The organism is Ardenticatenales bacterium (genome assembly GCA_020634515.1).
In the GTDB taxonomy this organism is placed as follows: Bacteria; Chloroflexota; Anaerolineae; order Promineifilales; family Promineifilaceae; genus JAGVTM01.
In genome coordinates this window covers 382,479-400,314 of the sequence record JACKBL010000003.1, presented here as the reverse complement: position 1 = coordinate 400,314, position 17,836 = coordinate 382,479, and the positions used below count along the sequence as shown (strand labels likewise).

13 protein-coding genes are annotated in these 17,836 nt (G+C 55.9%); 5 read left to right on the top strand and 8 right to left on the bottom strand.

From position 1 onward, the window contains the following. Positions 1 to 196 precede the first annotated feature (196 nt). The 5 genes from H6650_10495 to H6650_10475 all read left to right on the top strand — a co-directional run bounded on the left by H6650_10495 (position 197) and on the right by H6650_10475 (position 8,079). Positions 197 to 703, top strand: a complete 507-nt coding sequence (locus H6650_10495; GenBank protein ID MCB8952431.1) for a GNAT family N-acetyltransferase — start codon at positions 197 to 199, stop codon at positions 701 to 703. A gap of 26 nt (positions 704 to 729) precedes the next feature. Continuing rightward, positions 730 to 2,838 carry an SAM-dependent DNA methyltransferase gene (locus tag H6650_10490; GenBank protein ID MCB8952430.1) on the top strand — a complete coding sequence of 703 codons (2,109 nt, stop codon included), beginning with the start codon at positions 730 to 732 and terminating at the stop codon, positions 2,836 to 2,838. Beyond that, positions 2,835 to 4,232, top strand: a complete 1,398-nt coding sequence (locus tag H6650_10485) for a restriction endonuclease subunit S (protein MCB8952429.1) — start codon at positions 2,835 to 2,837, stop codon at positions 4,230 to 4,232. Before H6650_10490 ends, H6650_10485 begins: the two co-directional genes overlap by 4 nt. A gap of 217 nt (positions 4,233 to 4,449) precedes the next feature. Next, positions 4,450 to 5,025, top strand: coding sequence for a transposase (locus H6650_10480; protein MCB8952428.1), 576 nt, complete (start codon positions 4,450 to 4,452; stop codon positions 5,023 to 5,025). 18 nt (positions 5,026 to 5,043) lie between these two features. Continuing rightward, the gene (locus H6650_10475) at positions 5,044 to 8,079 is read left to right on the top strand and encodes a type I restriction endonuclease subunit R (protein ID MCB8952427.1); all 3,036 of its coding nucleotides are present in this window, start codon (positions 5,044 to 5,046) and stop codon (positions 8,077 to 8,079) included. Here the strand turns inward: H6650_10475 and H6650_10470 are convergent. The 8 genes from H6650_10470 to H6650_10435 form a co-directional block, all read right to left on the bottom strand. Further along, positions 8,023 to 9,045: a YihY/virulence factor BrkB family protein gene (locus H6650_10470; protein ID MCB8952426.1), complete on the bottom strand. Its 1,023-nt coding sequence runs from the start codon at positions 9,043 to 9,045 to the stop codon at positions 8,023 to 8,025. The genes H6650_10475 and H6650_10470 overlap by 57 nt on opposite strands. A 53-nt stretch (positions 9,046 to 9,098) precedes the next feature. Then, a complete protein-coding gene (locus H6650_10465) occupies positions 9,099 to 10,430 on the bottom strand; it encodes an FAD-dependent oxidoreductase (protein MCB8952425.1) in 1,332 nt (443 codons plus the stop codon). 14 nt (positions 10,431 to 10,444) lie between these two features. Beyond that, the gene (locus tag H6650_10460) at positions 10,445 to 11,608 is read right to left on the bottom strand and encodes a cystathionine gamma-synthase (protein ID MCB8952424.1); all 1,164 of its coding nucleotides are present in this window, start codon (positions 11,606 to 11,608) and stop codon (positions 10,445 to 10,447) included. Between the two features lie 376 nt (positions 11,609 to 11,984). After that, positions 11,985 to 12,377, bottom strand: a complete 393-nt coding sequence (locus H6650_10455; protein MCB8952423.1) for a hypothetical protein — start codon at positions 12,375 to 12,377, stop codon at positions 11,985 to 11,987. 24 nt (positions 12,378 to 12,401) lie between these two features. Further along, a complete protein-coding gene (locus H6650_10450; protein ID MCB8952422.1) occupies positions 12,402 to 13,325 on the bottom strand; it encodes a hypothetical protein in 924 nt (307 codons plus the stop codon). Continuing rightward, positions 13,325 to 15,592: a hypothetical protein gene (locus H6650_10445; protein ID MCB8952421.1), complete on the bottom strand. Its 2,268-nt coding sequence runs from the start codon at positions 15,590 to 15,592 to the stop codon at positions 13,325 to 13,327. Before H6650_10445 ends, H6650_10450 begins: the two co-directional genes overlap by 1 nt. A gap of 816 nt (positions 15,593 to 16,408) precedes the next feature. After that, entirely contained in the window at positions 16,409 to 17,194 is a 786-nt protein-coding gene (locus tag H6650_10440) for a hypothetical protein (protein ID MCB8952420.1), read from the bottom strand. A 421-nt stretch (positions 17,195 to 17,615) separates the two neighbouring features. Continuing rightward, positions 17,616 to 17,780, bottom strand: a complete 165-nt coding sequence (locus H6650_10435; protein MCB8952419.1) for a PLP-dependent transferase — start codon at positions 17,778 to 17,780, stop codon at positions 17,616 to 17,618. Between the last annotated feature and the right edge of the window lie 56 nt (positions 17,781 to 17,836).

The window sequence follows — 17,836 nt, the reverse complement described above, 5'->3', positions numbered from 1 at the left end:
AACCGGATAAAATAGGGGCGCGTTTTTCTAGAGATTGGAGTAACATCTCAATATTTCGGGGGAAACGAGGCCTGAGCCTGTCGCAGGCCGTTGGTTTCGACAGGCTCAACCAACTTTGCCGCAATTTATTGAGAAGATACAGATTGGACCAATTTGGCTTAGCCGTTGCGCTGCCAGAAACAAACCGGATTTTCCCATGGATGCAAGACTGCCGATCCTCCAGCCTATTCGCCAGGAGCAGATCGCCGAAGCCAAACGGCTCATTGTCACGGTGGCGCGCAACATCTACCGCTGGCCCGCGTCCGTGGACGAGATGCTGCGCCATTTTGCCGCGCGCGGCGAACTGAGCGACATGGACGACATCCAGGCGAACTATCTCGACCAGGGCGGGCTGTTCCTGGCGGTCATGCACGACGGGCGGCTGATTGGCACAGGCGCGCTGCGGCGGTTGGATGCGGACACGGCGGAACTGAAGCGGCTGTGGCTGCTGGAAGCGTACCACGGCCAGGGCATCGGCTTTCGCCTGATGCAAGAACTGCTGACCTTTGCCCGCGCATCCGGCTATGCGCGTATCGTGTTGCAAACCGATTATGAGCAAACACGCGCCATCCGCTTTTACACCCGCCTCGGATTCATGCCGATCCCGCCCTACCGCGAGGATGCCGGGGATGTGTACATGGCGCTGCCCCTTCCAGGACGTTGAGAGCTTCCGGGAAGGTTGGAGAGACGATGCACAACTTCACTCAAAAAGCTAACCTCATCTGGGAGATTGCCGACCTGCTGCGCGGTGACTACAAACCCCGCGAATACGTTGACGTTATCCTGCCCCTGACCGTCCTCTACCGGCTCGATCTGGCCATTGCCCCCACCCGGCAGCAAGTGCGGCAAGCGTACCAGAAATATTATGGCAAACTCGACGACCTGCGCCATCTGTTGGCCGGCAAGGCCGGCGGGCCAGTCTACAACACCTCCCAATTCGACTGGCACACCCTGTTGCAGGCCCCCGACGACATCGGCCAGAACCTGCTCCATTACCTCAACGGCTACAGCCCGGAAGTCCAGGACATCATCGAAAAGTTCGACTTCCGCCGCCAGATCAGCCGGCTGCAAGCGGCGAAGCTGATCTACCCGGTGCTGCAAGCGTTCCTCAAGGTAGACCTGCACCCGGACACCGTCTCCACCCTGGAGATGGGCTACATCTTCGAAGAGCTGATCCGCCGCTTCAGCGAGCAGTACAACGAAACGGCCGGCGAACATTTCACCCCCCGCGAAATCATCCGCCTGATGGTGGAATTGATCTTCAGCAAGGATGACGAGGTGCTGCACGTGCCCGGCAAAATCCGTACCGTTTTCGACCCTGCCTGCGGCACAGGGGGGATGTTGACCGAGGCCAAAAATTACATTTTGGAGCGCAATCCCGCCGCCACCGTCATCCTCTTTGGCCAGGAGTTGAACCCCAATGCCTACGCCGTGGCCAAGTCGGATATGCTGCTCAAGGGGGAAGAGCCGGACAACATCGTCTACGGCAACAGCTTCAGCGAAGATGGGCATAAAGGCCGCCGCTTCAACCTCATGCTGTCCAATCCCCCGTTTGGCGTCTCCTGGAAGAAGGTGGAGTGGGTGATCAAGCAGGAGTATGAGCAGTTGGGCCACGATGGCCGCTTTGGGGCCGGCACGCCGCGCATCAACGACGGCGCTCTGCTCTTTTTGCAGCACATGCTCAGCAAGATGGACGCCGATGAGGGCAGCCGCATCGCCATTATCTTCAACGGTTCGCCGCTGTTTACGGGAGATGCCGGCAGCGGCGAAAGCGAAATCCGCCGTTGGATCATCGAAAACGACTGGCTGGAAGGGATCATCGCCCTGCCCGACCAGCTTTTCTACAACACCGGCATCAACACCTACATCTGGGTGCTGACCAACCGCAAAAGCCAGCGCCGCCGGGGCAAAATCCAGTTGGTCAATGGAGCCGAGTTCTACCAGAAGATGCGCAAAAGCCTGGGCAGCAAGCGGCACGAAATCAGCCTGGCCCAGATTGGCGAATTGGCATCCATTTACCGGGCGTTTGCCGATGGGGAACACAGCCGGGTCTACCCCAACCATTTCTTTGGCTACCGCAAGGTGCGCATTGACCGCCCGCTGCGGCTCAGCTTTGCCTTTACCCCGGAGCGCATCGCCCGGCTGGAGGAGCAGAGCGCCTTCCAGCAGTTGGCCCGGAGCCGCAAGAAAGACCCCCAGGCGCGGGCCGCCGAAGAAGAGGCCGGGCGGGAACAGCAGGCCGCCATCCGCCAGCTTTTGACCACACTGCCCCAGTCCACCTACAGCGATCGGGCCGCCTTCAGCCGCGACTTGAAGCGGCTGGCCAAACAGCAGGGCGTGAAGTTGACCCAAACCTTGCTCAAGGCCATTGTCGGGGCGGTGGGGGAGCGGGATTCGGGGGCGGCTGTCTGTTTTGTGGACGACAGCAAAAAGAAGGGGCCGGAGGCGGACGGCGAATTGCGCGATTATGAAAGCGTGCCCCTGCCGGAGCAGGCCCAGTCCGCCGACTACACCCCCGGCGATTCCTGGCTGGATGAGCGCGTGCCGCTGACGGAGGATGTGTGGGATTACTTCAAGCGCGAGGTGCGCCCCCATGTGCCCGACGCCTTCATTGACACCACCTGGACGGATGAACGGGATGGTCAGGTGGGGCGGGTGGGGTATGAGATCAGCTTTACCCGCTACTTCTACAAATACCAGCCGCCGCGTCCGCTTGGAGAGATTGAAGCTGACATTAAAGAGTTAGAGATGGAAATCGTTACTCTTCTTGGCGAGGTTACAGGAAAGGTAGCTCTATGATGCTCCAGCGACGAGCAGACTTGCAACGCACGGGCAATCCCTGGCTTACCAAGTTGCCGAAGGATTGGCAATTGCTTCGGCTCAAGTTTCTGTGTGAAATCAATCCAGGCAAGTCTGAGATAGCCAGCATGAAATTAGATACGAGCGTGTCGTTCTTGCCGATGGAACTTATCGGCGACGATGGTACGCTTACGCTGACGGAAACCCGCGAGTTGGGGCAAGTGTATGCTGGGTTCACATATTTCCGAGAAGGTGATGTTGTTGTTGCCAAAATAACTCCTTGCTTTGAGAACGGAAAAGGTGCGATTTGTAAAGGGCTTGTTAACGGCATTGGATTTGGGACAACAGAACTGCATGTTCTTCGCCCGAAATCATTCCTTGATAATCGTTTCCTGTACTACATTACCCATTCAGAACTTTTCCGGAACACTGGAACGGCGCTAATGACCGGAGCAGCAGGACAAAAGCGCGTCCCACCGAGTTTTTTGGCAGATTTTGAGATAGGGGTTCCATCGGTGGAAGAGCAGCGAGCCATAGCTGACTTTTTATATGAGCAAACGGCCAAAATTGATGCGCTGATAGACAAGAAGCGGCAGTTGATCGCTTTGTTGCAGGAAAAGCGCACCGCGCTGATCAGCCACGCCGTTACCAAAGGGCTGGACCCGACGATGCCGATGAAGGAGAGTGGGGTGGCGTGGTTGGGGGAAATGCCGGCACATTGGACACTTCTACGGTTGAAGTATGTTAGCAAAATTCAATCCGGGCTTACGCTCGGACGAGATTTACGTAACCGGGAAACCATTCGTTGTCCCTATTTGAGAGTGGCAAACGTTCAAGATGGGTACTTGGATTTGGATGAAATTACTTATGTTGATATATTGCCACACGAAGTTGACCGCTATCGTCTACAGCATGGTGATGTACTAATGACTGAGGGCGGTGACTTCGATAAATTAGGGCGGGGCTATGTCTGGGATAGTCAGATTGATGACATGCTGCACCAGAACCATGTCTTTGCAGTTCGAGTTGACCGCCATTGCATAAAACCGCACTATTTAGCGCACTTAACAGCCTCGTTGCATGGTAAGAACTATTTCACAAGCACTTCACAGCAAACTACCAATCTCGCAACCATCAACCAGCAGAAACTTAATAACTTTCCTATTCCATTGCCCCCAATCAAGGAGCAACAAGAGATTCTTAACCTCATAGCAGTTTCATCTGCCTATTTCAAGCGTCTTTTAACTCTAACTGCTGATGCTATTTCCAAGCTAGAAGAATACCGCACCGCCCTCATCTCCGCCGCCGTCACCGGCCAGATCGACGTCCGCCCCCATGTTGCGCCCGCCCCCTCCCCCACTTTCCCGGAAACTTTGGAGTTTCCGGGAAAGTGAAAGAAGGCTCTCCAAGATGAGCATCGTACCGCCCGCATCTCCGCCGCCGTCACCGGCCAAATCGACGTCCGGTCCCATACTATCCCGGAAACTTTGGAGTTTCCGGGATAGTTCCATGAATATCGGCGTTCTAGGATTAGGAGAACGCCACCCCGCCACTATCCCGGAAACTTTGGAGTTTCCGGGATAGTGGCGGGCATCGCACAGAGAATCTCCCATGCCTCGCAGAACCACTCCCTTCCTCAACGGCCATTACTACCATATCTACAACCGTGGCGCCGGCAAACATGCCATCTTCAAAGAACAAGACAATTACCTCTACATCCTCCGCCAAACCAAGGATTGTGCCCGCCTGTTCAACCTGACCATCATCGCCTACGTCCTGATGCCCAATCATTACCACTTCCTCATCAGGCAAGATAGTGACGCACCCGTCTCGGAACTACCCAAGCGCGTATTTGGTGGCTATTCACGGGCCGTCAATCGCCGCTATGGTTGGAGCGGGACCCTCTTTGAAGGTCGTTTCCAGGCAATCCACATCACCGAAGATGCCCACCTGCGCCATCTTTGCCGCTACATCCACGCCAACCCCGTGCTACATGGTTTCGTGAATACACCTGAAACGTGGCCTTACTCCAACTACCTGGAATGGATTGGCAAAAGACCGGGAACCCTGGTCAATCACGCCTTTATCCAGGAATATTTTCCAAACCGGAGTGATTACATTCAATTTGTCCGCGACCTGATTGAGGGTCGTTCCCCTATCCCGGAAACTCTAAAGTTTCCGGGATAGTGAAAAAGGAATCATCAAATGGACATCAGCGAAAAAGGGTTCGAAGACCAGATAGAAGCATACTTGCGTGACGTACACGGCTACCGCAGCCACGACGGGCGCAAAACAGCCGGGCGTTACGACGTCGCCAACTGCCTGGACGTTGACCTGCTGCTGGAATTCCTCACCGCCACCCAGCCCGCCGCCTGGCAGCAGTTGCTCGACCAGCACGGCACTGCCCTCCGCCAAAAATTCCTCGACCGCCTGACCAAACAACGCAAACGACACGGAACCCTCCACCTGCTGCGCAACGGCATCAAGGATTACGGCGTCTACTTCGACCTGGCCTACTTCCGGCCGGCCACCACCCTCAACCCGGAACACCAGGCCAACTACGGCAAGAACATCTTCTCCGTCATGCGCCAGGTGCAGTACAGCGCCAAAAACAACAATAGCATTGACATGGTTCTCTTCCTCAATGGCCTGCCCATCGCCACCCTTGAGCTAAAAAACAAGCTCACCGGCCAAAACGCCATCAACGCCATTGTCCAATACCAGAAAGACCGCGACCCGCGTGGCGAACCGCTGCTGGCTTTCAAACGCTGCCTGGTGCATTTTGCTGTAGACGGGGACGAGGTGTACATGACCACCCACCTGCGCGGCGCGGCTACCTACTTTTTGCCTTTCAACCAGGGGCGGGACGGGGCTGCCGGCAATCCGATCAACCCACACGGCTACGCCAGCAGCTATTTGTGGGCGGAGATTTTCGCCCCTGATAACTTGTTGGAACTGCTGGCCCATTTCATCCATCTGGAAACAGACCTGGACAGCCAGCGGGAAAAGCTAATCTTCCCCCGCTACCACCAGCGGGACGCGGTGCGCCAGCTGATTGCCCACGCCCGCACGCATGGCCCTGGTCATAACTATTTGATTCAGCACAGTGCCGGCAGCGGCAAATCCAACTCCATCGCCTGGCTCGCCCACCGCCTGTCGTCCCTGCACGATGATGCTAACCGGCGCGTTTTCGACTCCGTCATCGTCATCACCGACCGCCGCATCCTGGACCGTCAGCTACGCGACACCATCCTCCAGTTCGAGAGACAAACCGGCATCGTCCAGGCCATTGACCAGCACAGCAGCCAGCTTGCGGAAGCCCTGGAAAGCGGCAGCCCCATCATCGTCACCACCCTGCAAAAATTTCCCTTTGTCGTGGACAAGGTCGGCCAACTGGCCGGGCGGCGATTCGCCATCATCGCCGACGAAGCCCACTCCTCCCAGACCGGCGAAACTAGCAAGAGTTTGAAGCAGGTGTTGGGGGACAACCACCTTCCCGGAAGCTCCGAAGCTTCCGGGAAGGTGGTCGAGGACGGCGAAGACCTGATCAACACCAGCATGGCCGCCCGCGGACAACAACCCAACCTCAGTTTCTTCGCCTTCACCGCCACCCCCAAGCAAAAGACGCTGGAACTGTTCGGCGTGAAGCGGTCCGATGGCAGTTATCATCCCTCTCACCTCTACTCCATGCGCCAGGCCATTGAAGAAGGGTTTATCCTTGACGTACTGGCCAACTACACCACCCACCAGACCTTTTTCAACCTGCTCAAAACCATCGAAGACGACCCCCGCTACCCCAAAAGCAAAGCCATCGGCCAGATGAAACGCTTTGTCGGCCTGCATGAGTTCACCATCGCCCGCAAAACGGCCATCATGGTGGACCATTTCTGGCACACCACCCGCCACCGCATCCCCACCCCAAAGGGTGTTGGCCAGGCTAAGGCCATGGTGGTCACCAGCAGCCGGCTGCACGCCATCCGCTACAAGCTGGCCTTCGACAAATACATCAAGCAACAAGGCTACCCGCTCAAGGCCCTGGTCGCCTTCTCCGGCGAAGTTGAGGATGGGGGCAAGAAATATACCGAAGCCGGCATGAACGGCTTCCCCGACACGCAAACGGCAGGTGCGTTTGACAAACCGGATTGCCATTTCCTGATCGTGGCCGAGAAGTTCCAGACCGGCTTTGACCAGCCGCTGCTGCACACCATGTACGTGGACAAGGTACTCAGCGGGGTCAATGCCGTGCAAACCCTCAGCCGCCTCAACCGCACCCATCCGGCCAAGACGGAAACGATGGTGCTGGACTTTGTCAACGAAGCCGAGCATATCCGCCAATCGTTCCAGCCCTACTACGAAGCCACCCTGCTCAGCGAGGGCAGCGACCCCAACAAGCTGTATGACATCTACGACGAATTGGGCGACTTCAACCTGTATACCGATGATGAGGTGCGCCAGGTGGCCGAACTATTCCTCACCCAAGGGGAAAAAGCGGCCAAACTTCAGCCATTGCTGAAAACGGTGGTCACCCGCTTCACTTATTTGCCTGGTGCTGAACAGAAAGACCATTTCCGTTCGCTGCTGCAAGGGTATATCCGTCTCTATGCCTTCTTGTCCCAGGTGATGCCCTTCCAGGATGCCGACCTGGAGCGGCTCTATCTCTTCGCCCGCCTGTTGAATCGGATGCTGCCCCGCGGACGCAACCAGCTACCGCTGAGCGTCCAGGAAAATATTGACCTGGAAAGCTACCGCATTCAGCAGACCCACAGTGGCCCCCTTGCGCTGGAACAACAAAACGGTGGCGTCCTTGATCCCCTGTCCGAACATCCGGTGGGTGGAGAGGATGAGGAGATCAAAGAGCCGCTCAGCCAGATTTTGGCTGAACTCAACGAGCGTTTTGGCACAGAATTTGACGATGGAGACAAAGTCTTTTTTGCAGAGTTGTCTACCCGGCTAGCCAATCATGAAAGCATCCAGCACAGTGCCAGGGTGAACAGCAAGGAGCATGTGCGCCTGCTGTTTGAGTCGTTGTTTCCCGGCGTGCTGCAAACGATGATTGAGTCGAATTTCGATCTTTACAAACGGATCACGGATTCAGCCGAGTTTCGCCAGACGGTGATTGCTATGTTGTTTGAAGAGGTGTATCCACACCTTCCCGGAAGCTACCAGCTTCCGGGAAGGTCGGTGTTAGCGGCGGCGGGACGCGGCGACGAGACCGGCGAGGAAGGCGAGGGCGGCGGGTAGTACCCAGAAGGGGGTCGGGGCTTTGGGGGTTTGGGTGGGGGGCGCGGTGGCGAGGGCAGGCCAGGGTGGGTCTCCTGTGGCGGTGGCGATGGTTAATGCCGGCATTCTCTCCTCCCCCACACCCCGCCACGAACCATACGCCCGCGCATACACCTTCGTAAACTCCGCCCCAAACAAAAAAATCTGCGCCGAATAGTACACCCACACCAGCAGCACGACCAACGACCCCGCCGCCCCAAACGTCGAACGATAACTGGCGCTGCCCAGGTAAAGCCCAATCAAGTACTTGCCAAACGTAAAAAGAATGGCCGCCAGCAGCGCCCCGCCCCACACATCCCGCCAGACAACCGCCGTATTCGGCAGCAGGCGGAAGACCAACGCGCAGCTAAACGTCATCACCAAAAGCGACACGAGTATGTCCGTTAAGGGAATCGCTTCCACGAGCAGGGGCGCAATGTTGTGTAGCGCCTGGTGCAAGGCGGAAACCAACGTCACCGCCACCAGCGAGGCCACCATCAGCCCGCCCAGGCCCAAGACCATGGATACGGCCACGAACCGCTGCCAGGCAAAAGCCACGATGCCGCTGGTCCGCGCATTCGCCACGCCCCAGACCGCGTTCAGCGCCTGCTGAATCTGGCTGAACAGGTTGGATGCCGCCCAGATCAAGGTGGCGAAGCCCAGCGTAGAGGCGATCACGCCTGATTCCGTCTGGCCGGCATTTTTTACCATCTCCTGCACCATGTCTGCCGTTTGCGCGCCCACGATGCCGCTGATCTGGTTGAAAAGTTGACCGGAAACCGCCTGCTGGCCGAAGATCATGCCGGCAATCGCTATCGCAATCACCAGCAGCGGCGCAATAGAAAACAGCGTGTAATAAGCCAGCGCCGCCGCCAGCCGCGAGGCATTATCCTCGCCCCACGCCTTCCCGGCTGCCGACAACAAAGTGAGCCATTTTTTTACATTCATGCGGGTCCCTTGAAGTTTTCAGTTGGCGGTCGATAGTTGGTCGTCGTTGCTTATCAGATTGGTTCATTCTTGGAGAATGAACCAATCTTGGCCTGGACGGTTGCCAGTTCGGCGGCGGCGCGCAGGCCGGCCAGATATGCGCCGTGGACGGTGGCGTAGTAGTCGCGGTGCGTGGCCTCGCCCGCGAAAAAGAGCCGATCCCCCACGGGCGCGGCCAGGGCGTTGAAATCGTCCGGCGTCGCCCCCACGGGCACGTAGCTGTAGCTGCCGCCGGCGAAGGGATCATCGCGCCAGCGGGTGATGGTCCAGGCGGTGGGCGCGGGAATGGCCGGGCCAAACAGGCGACGCAGCACGCCCATGACGCCCGCCACGATGTCCGCGTCCGGTTGGCGCTCCAGTGCGGCGGCAAAACGCCCACTGGTGAAGGCCAGCAGCAGCGGACGTCCGGTGAACGGCATCAGGTTGAGGAAATCGTCAAAGGTGTTTTCTTCCGCCGCCAGGTAGCCAAGCTGCAACGCCTCCGGGGGCCAGAATGGGCGCGGAAAGGCGAGGATGATCTTGTTCAATAGCCCCATGCCCAGGCGGTGAATGGCCGCGCGTTTGGCGGCGGGCAGCGGCGGATCGAAGCGCACGCGCCCTGATTGCAGCACGCCTAGCGGCAGGGTGCAAATCACCCGGTCCGCGCGGAACACGCCCTGGCCGGTCTCCACGAGGACGCCATCCTCGCGCCGGCTGACGGCGTGGACGACATGGCTCAGGCGTACATCCAGGCCGGCGGCGAGCGCGCGCGCCAGTTGACCGTATCCCTGGGGCAGAATGTGGTCGTCGCCGCCGAACGTCTCGAATTCCTGGCTGTGCCACAGGGAGAGGTCGTCCAGGTCGGCGGCGTCTTCATGCTCCCACAACATGCGCAGGCTGTAGCGTAGGGCGCGGTGGGCGGCGGGCGTGAGCGGTGCGTCCGCCAGCACGCGCCGCAACCCGGTGGCGATGGAGATGTCGGCGGTGGTGGTGGGGCGCAGTGCCTCCAGCGCGGCCACGACCTGCTGCCGCTCCGCCTTCATGCGGGCGAAGGCGGCGGCGGGCAGTGGCGTGCCATCCTGGTCGTAGAGGCGCACCTGGTCGTAATCGGTGTGCGTGGTGAGGATGCCGTGGGTTTGGGCCAGGGCGGTGATGGGGTTGCCCGCGACGCCATGTATCCAGGACGCGCCCAGGTCTATGGGCACGCCGAGGTGGTGGTCCGTCCAGGTGCGCCCGCCGAGGCGGTCCCGCGCTTCCAGCAGGGTGACGCGGCGGCCTTGTTCTTGCAGGTGGTGGGCGGCGCTGAGGCCGGAAATGCCGGCACCGATCACCAAAATGCGTTCGTCGTTTGCGTGGGACGTAGTCATACGTGTGCCGTTGGTCAGCCGATTTTGCGCAGGGCCTGGGCCAGGTCGCTGATCAGGTCCTGGGGGTTTTCAATGCCGGCACTTACGCGCACCAACCCCGGATCAATCGCCAGTGGTGAATCCGCCACGGAAGCGTGCGTCATCGGCGCGGGCAGTTCAATCAAGGACTCCACGCCGCCGAGCGATTCCGCCAACGTGAACAGCCGCGTTTCGCGCGCCAGCAGACGGGCGGCGGATTCACCTCCGTGCAGAATGAAGGAGATCATGCCGCCGGGACCGGCCATTTGCCGCCGTGCCAGGTCATGCTGTGGGTGGCTTTCCAGGCCGGGATAGATGACTTCGGCCACGGCGGGGTGGTCTGTCAGGAATTGGGCGATCTGGGTGGCGTTGTCGCAGTGGCGGGCCATGCGCAGGGCGAGCGTCTTGATGCCGCGCAGGGTAAGGAAGCAGTCCATGGGGCCGGGCACGGCGCCGACGGCGTTTTGCAGGAATTTGAGTTGTTCGTAGTGGGCGGTGTCGTTGAGGACGAGGACGCCGCCGACCACGTCGGAGTGGCCGCCGATGTACTTGGTGGTGCTGTGGACGACGAAATCCGCGCCCAGGGTGAGGGGGCGCTGCAAGGCGGGGGAGGCGAAGGTGTTGTCCACACCCAACCAGGCCCCGTGCGCGTGGGCGATGCCGGCAACCGCGGCGATGTCACTGATGCGCAGCATGGGGTTGGTGGGCGTTTCCAACCAGACGAGGCGGGTGTTGGGGCGCAGCGCGGCGGCCACGGCGGCGGTGTCCGTGGTGTCCGCGTAGCTGAATTCGATGCCGTAGCGGGATAGGATTTTGTCGAACAGGCGGAAGGTGCCGCCGTAAACGTCGTTGCCGGAGAGGACGTGTTCGCCGGGATTGACGAGGCGCAGGAGGGTGTCGATGGCGGCCATGCCGGAGGCGAAGGCGAGGGCGTGTTTGCCTTGTTCCAGGGCGGCGATGGCGTTGTGCAGGACGGTGCGGGTGGGGTTGTCGGTGCGGCTGTATTCGTACCCTTTGTGCTGGGCGACGTCGGGCTGGGCGTAGGTGCTGGTCTGGTAGATGGGGGTCATGACGGCGCCGGTTTGGGGATCGGGGGAAATGCCGGCATGAACCGTCAACGTGTCGAATTGAAAATCAGTCTCATGGGGGTGGGAAGGCATCGTATTCTCTCTGAGATGGGTGCGTGCCCGCCGGGGCGGCATGTCCGCCTGAGCGGGCTGAATGAAAAAGAAAACCGGCGCGTATTGTCGCTCCGCCGCGCTTAATCGGCAACCTGGAATGAAAACGGGCGGAAGAGAGGCAATGCCCCCGCTTTTAGGTTTGGGATTGATGGGAGTGCTGGAGCAGTTCTTGCTTATGGGCTGGCGGGCTGTTGGAGAAGTCAGTCTGCATTTCTTTAGGACACGGATTGACGCGGGAAAACGCGGATTCAGGCTCTTTTGGCCGTGGAAATCCGCGAAACCCGTATCCAATCCGCGTCCCGTCCCTCTTTTTCCGACAAGCGACTATGTTTTCGCGTTGTGTCTGGAAACTGGCTTATGAGTGGGGCGCGATCAGTCGTTCGACTGACAACCACCAATTAAATGCGCGATCGACATAATTGACTATTGGCGTGTCAACTAGACTTGGTCGTGCGTACCAGATAACGACTCCCGCTATCACAAAGAGGAAAACCCACATGGACAAGCGGCGTGTATTCTTCAGGATGAATACAACCAAATCGCCAAAGAAATAGGTGCCTGGCAGTGGCTTTAGTCCCAGGCGACGTAGTTGGGTTGTCATCCAAAATTCCGGCAACAAGACCAGTGGCAACAACGAGCGTCCTAACCAATCCATTACCATGAAGGCTCCGCCTACGATTAAGGCAAACCGCCACGGCATGGGGGCCAGAAAGATTAATGCCAAAATGTCGTGTAATACGTTAGCCATGGCTACACCTTTATGATGGAATACCTATGATGATGCGTCTTCGTTATTATTCCCCGCCGTGCCATCAGAAAGCGGTAAAAAGTTGACTCCCAACCCATCCACTAGTTTTTGTAGGGCGCGTTTTCCCACGCTTTCTAGCTGAAATCCATCCAACACATCTTCTTCCAGCATGAACTTTAGCACTTCCAACTGCTGCTTCATTTCCAATTGGCGCTGGCTGTCGATCATTTGTATGATTGCCGGCACATCGTTCGGATTATTCGCCAACTGGAGAGCGAGCAATTGCCATTGCCCCTGCTCAATAAGGGGCCCATAGAAACTCATTTTTGATTTCAAGTACTTCTGCTCAAGTTCATCTTTTTGTTGCTGTAGTTGAGCTTCTCGTTCCACAAGAACGGCGTCCCGATCGTATTGCCGCAGTCGCCGAATATAGGTCCGAGCATCTTCTTCAAGGGTTAGCCTCACAATAACGCGATGTAGGACGATCCCAATGTCATACGTTTGCGATTCAAGCACTCTATCAATCGCTTGTTCAGCGTCTTTGCTTCGCTCAACATCAAATTGGCGGCTAATATCTCGCATCGTTTTGATGATCAGATCGGTCAAGACAGCCTCCGCGTCTGTAACGCGATGCGTTACAATAAGAGCGGGATCATTGACGGAACACGTTACCTGAGCAGAAGCATTGAAATTGAAAGCATCACTCTGGCACGGGAGTGTCGTGTTAAAACTGAAAGTATGGGTACTCACATCTACTCTGTAAATCTTCCGGTACTTGCCCCACCGAATTTCTCCGGCCGTTAACCGGCTACCGGGTAGTAACGTCGTCAAGGAGTGCCCTTCACGGTAGAGGACGAGCGCCACACCTGGTTCTGGAGACGGGACCGACTGGAACAAATTCCAGCCGGGACTATTTTCTTCGGATAATATCGGCTTATAACTGGACATTACTTTTCACCTCGTTCGTGGAAACTATCTGTCATAAGTTGATTGATACTCGTCAATAACTTTTCCGCGCATAAGCTCTTTTTTTCGGGGTCCATGCTCCAGCGCTGCAGGTAGAATTTGAGTCGCTCTTTTTCCCTTAAACTGCCTTGTCGGAAAATCGATACCATCATTCGCGCCAGAGCCTGACAAAGAAGGTCATCATTGTCAGCCGATATGCACCACTCGCGAAAGGCGCTCAGGGCCAGTTTGCGCGTTGGTTTATGATTCAGGCTGTCCCGCCACAAATCAACAATCAAGCGATTATGGCTGTCGTTTTCTTCGGCTAACCAGAGTAGGGTGGGCCATTTGCCGGCATCTTCCTTTGCTTCAATTGTGGAGTTCAACGCAATATGCAGAAAGATGAACAGCCCCGTACTGGACAAAGCCTTGTTCTTGTTATCTTTGCCCCATTCTTGTAACGTCGTCAGAATCCTAAGGTAGTAATTGGTGGAATGTCGCCCCATTTCAAATAAGGCTGCCGTGCTACTACTCACAATTCCCAATAGCCGCACATCTCCCCGTTGCGCTATGAAGCGAATATCCTGCAAGGCGATCTCAGGAAACCGAAGTCCAACCAGCCAGCCATAGGCCGCCGCCGCCGTCCAAGAGAGCCTCCAGTTATCACGCAGCGTACTCCAATGATGAAGCAATCCCAATACTTGCGGGGCAAAAGTACCTTCCCAGACAGGGATACCAAGAGCAAAAGCAGCGGATAGACGGGCGTGCCCATCTTTATGATTCGCCCATGACAACAACACATCACGACGAATCAGACCAAAATCGTATTTTGCCAATTCCCCCACCGCCGCTGAGGCACGGATACGAACTTCATAAGGGGCATTTGATCCTAGCTCGTACAGCCACTTCAGCAATGTGGCGTGCAAACCATCGTAATTCTCCCAAACGTATTTTAGAATGGCCGGCGAAAACTGTGGGTCGTCAAAAAGAATGAGCTTGACGGGGTGAAGCCCAAACTCACTGTTTTCATAACCATCGACTGTATGAGCGCAAGCCATGCTTATGCGATCATTGAAGCTCCGGCCAAAAAGGGAGTCAGCCACATTCTCAGTTTGTTTCCCTTTCCCAGGTATTGCTATTGCCTGCAAGCGTTCATAAGCATCTCGAATCATGCTGGAAACGGCGCCATTCAACACCGCCAGGTTAATCATGAATAACCTGTCATCAACATCAGGATGACTTGCAAACCACTCCACCACGCGCGCGCGCACACGCCTGGCGAAGCGGGCTACCGCTTCTTCCAGGTTAAAGGAACCCTGAACAACCTGGCTCACCAGGGCGCCAAGGTGATCTATCTCGCGGGGCAATAAATGACTGTTTAGCAACTGTGTCACGGTTTGGTGCTGAACAAGCTCCGCCGCTGTTTGTCGCAGATTGCCGTCGGATACATACCAATTCAAGTGCTTCTCTAATATCTTGTCAGGCGCGGGAATCTCATTCCAGGCCACCGCATATAACTCGGTGGTAGGAGTCTGCAATTGGACACGATTGTCAATCGTGATGACAAGGTAACTACCCTGTTGTTGTAATTGCGCGTGCAGTCGTTTTAAGGCAAAGGGGGTAAGTTTCGTCGCCTGTTCGGGGGACCAGGTGTCAATCACATACCCACGTCCAAGCGCCCAGTGATAGGTCTGCAAGGCCTTGAATTCGATGCTAGGGTTGATTTCCAGTAGTGGCTTGTCCTGAATCTCAGCCAGTAAATGGAGGGCGCTGGTCCATTTCCCCCAATTGGTTTGTCCGTATAGAATCAGGACACGTTTTTCGGCCAGGATCTGTCGCGCCTGCTGGTAGGGGTAGGGTGGTTTATAGACCGCTTTGATTTTTATTAGTGTGCGTGTGGTAATTTGGTCAACCCCAATAGCATCAATGTCTTGAAACGTCCTCTTCGTATGGTCGCCCATGGTAAATGGGCTGCCTGTGTCATAATGGGCGTCACCGCCAATCATGCTTCCCCCAATCGTCGTTCCGCCGTCAAAAAAGGGGCCAGTGCGCGCGTCAATATACACAGAAGCAACCGGCGTTCCCCGCAGTATTTCGCGCAGAATCCGCGAGAACTCTTCTTTTCGTTGGGTGAAATCTAGTTGTTCGGGAATTGAGTTGGGACGTTCCGATTGGTCATCATTAGATGCTTCAGATGTCGGGGGCTGTTCTCTATTATTGGCAGGTGGCGTATTTTCTTCTTCGATAGGATCATCAGATAACATGCTCATCTATTTTCCTTATCCTCTCGTAACGATTATTTACTTGAGTCTTTCGCAGGCAACATGGACTTCGACATCACCCCACGAGAAGGCCAGTAGTTGCGTCTTCGTACTAATGTATAAGCCAGATAGGATCAATTTTCTCTGGTGAAAATGGCTATTGAGCGCCTGAAATTGGTCCAATTTCCAGGAGATATGCCAAAACATTATAATTCAGATAACTATTTGGCCTCCAGGGTATATGGTCTCACAAACCTTCCCGGAAGGTAACTACTAAGCCAGATTGGACCAATTTGCTCTGGTGAAAATCGCCATTGAACGCGTGAAATTGGTCCAATCTCCAGAGAGCGTTAGTAGTTACCCCGGAAGCTCAATTTCAGGCCAAAAGCATCTTGTTGATCGCGTCACTTGCTAGAGTCTGGCGAAATCGCAACTATTCACGTTTCCGAGAGATTGGACCAATTTTGTAAACATCAAATAGGATTTGACCAGAGCAAATTGGTCCAATCTGGGCAGATGACCTGTATAGTCACGCAAAATCTACATATAGTGACCGCGGTCGCGGCTCTAGTTGGGTCAAACCGCCCTACGTGGGCCGGCTGGAGCCTCCGCTACAAAAACGCCCGTGTCCAGTGACGAGGTAACGGCGTATCCCCTTGCCTGATCTGTTGCTCCGTTGCCTGAGCTTGCCGAAGGCCATATGGGTTTCGACAAGCTCAACCCACGAGCGGTTGGGCCGTTACTCTTCGGCATCAAAACAACTTCCGGGAAGGTGGTCGTGAATAGACTCATTTGGTGGCTAACCTGAAACAGTCCAAGAACCGTTCAGCCCGGCGCGCATAATTTATTGAAAGGCATGTTCAAGGTATCCAGGCTTAATCGATTAAGGTTCGCTATGATTTCAGTCCGCGCTACACGAATAGATTGTGGATCTCCATAAAGGCGCGCCTGTTGGATGTTATCCGCTAATTGTCGTTGGTAGGACAGCACTTCCGAATACTGAGGTTGTCCTCGGTCCAATTGCGCTAACAATCGTTCCACGCCTTGGGTGTAAGAAGACAAACTGTCTGCCGTGGATTGGGAGAGGTTCGCTTCGCCGGCATATAAGGTGGAGTCCTTCATATCTCCATAAATGTAGGTTTTCCCCCCCAACATGAAATCTCCGTGAGCCGTGGTATCACCCTGAAAAAACGTCCCCTGGCGCAGGTCATAGTGTGTCTCGCCACCGGTTCGAGGAGGCGTATTGTCCGGGTAGACCTTTTCACTTTCTTCAGAAGAGGGGGGCATGCCGATTTGTGTTAGTTCTTGACCGTTCAGGTGGCGATAGTTTCCGGCCCGAAGCAGTTGGTCGGCCGACTCTCTTGTTTTCACTCCGCCGCACATATGTAACACTTTCAATAAGCCTACCAGAAGTGGTCGGTCATCTTTATGGATTTGGCTATCATCTCGTTCCCAGTTGCTAATCGTGACGGATGAGTACTTGATCCCGGTTGTGTTCTCTAGTAATTCAGCCAGACGCTCTTGCGTTAAAGGTCCCCCACGTACTGGATCTGTGCTGTTGCGTCGACACCGGCTAAGTAACTCTCCAAAGCTATTTGTTTTCTGCGTCATTTCGGCTCTGCTCCATAATTATTTTGATGGGATCATTGTATCTTTTCAATAAAGTGGGGCAAAGTTGGTTGAGCCTGTCGAAACCAATGGCCTCTGACAAGCTCAGGCCGCGGTTTCCCCGAAATATTGAGAAGTTACGGATCATTCTTCCCAGGGTATGCTGTCGATCTGTTAATTTTCGTCAGTATGCTACTTCCAGCGACGGTAAAATGTTATCTTCTGGTAACTGCTAAGCCAGATTGGACCAATTTTCTCCGGTGAATAGGGTCATTGAGCACCGGAAATTGGTCCAATCTCCAGAGAGCGTTAGTAGTTACATCTTCTGAAATAATACGCCTATTCCATGGAAGAATGCAAGTAGTTATCCATGTGGGCACGGAATTATCGTCAATGGCGACGAGAGCTTACGAAAATCGACAGACTATCCTGATTCGTACCCTTTGTGCTGGGCGACGTCGGGCTGGGCGTAGGTGCTGGTCTGGTAGATGGGGGTCATGACGGCGCCGGTTTGGGGATCGGGGGAAATGCCGGCATGAACCGTCAACGTGTCGAATTGAAAATCAGTCTCATGGGGGTGGGAAGGCATCGTATTCTCTCTGAGATGGGTGCGTGCCCGCCGGGGCGGCATGTCCGCCTGAGCGG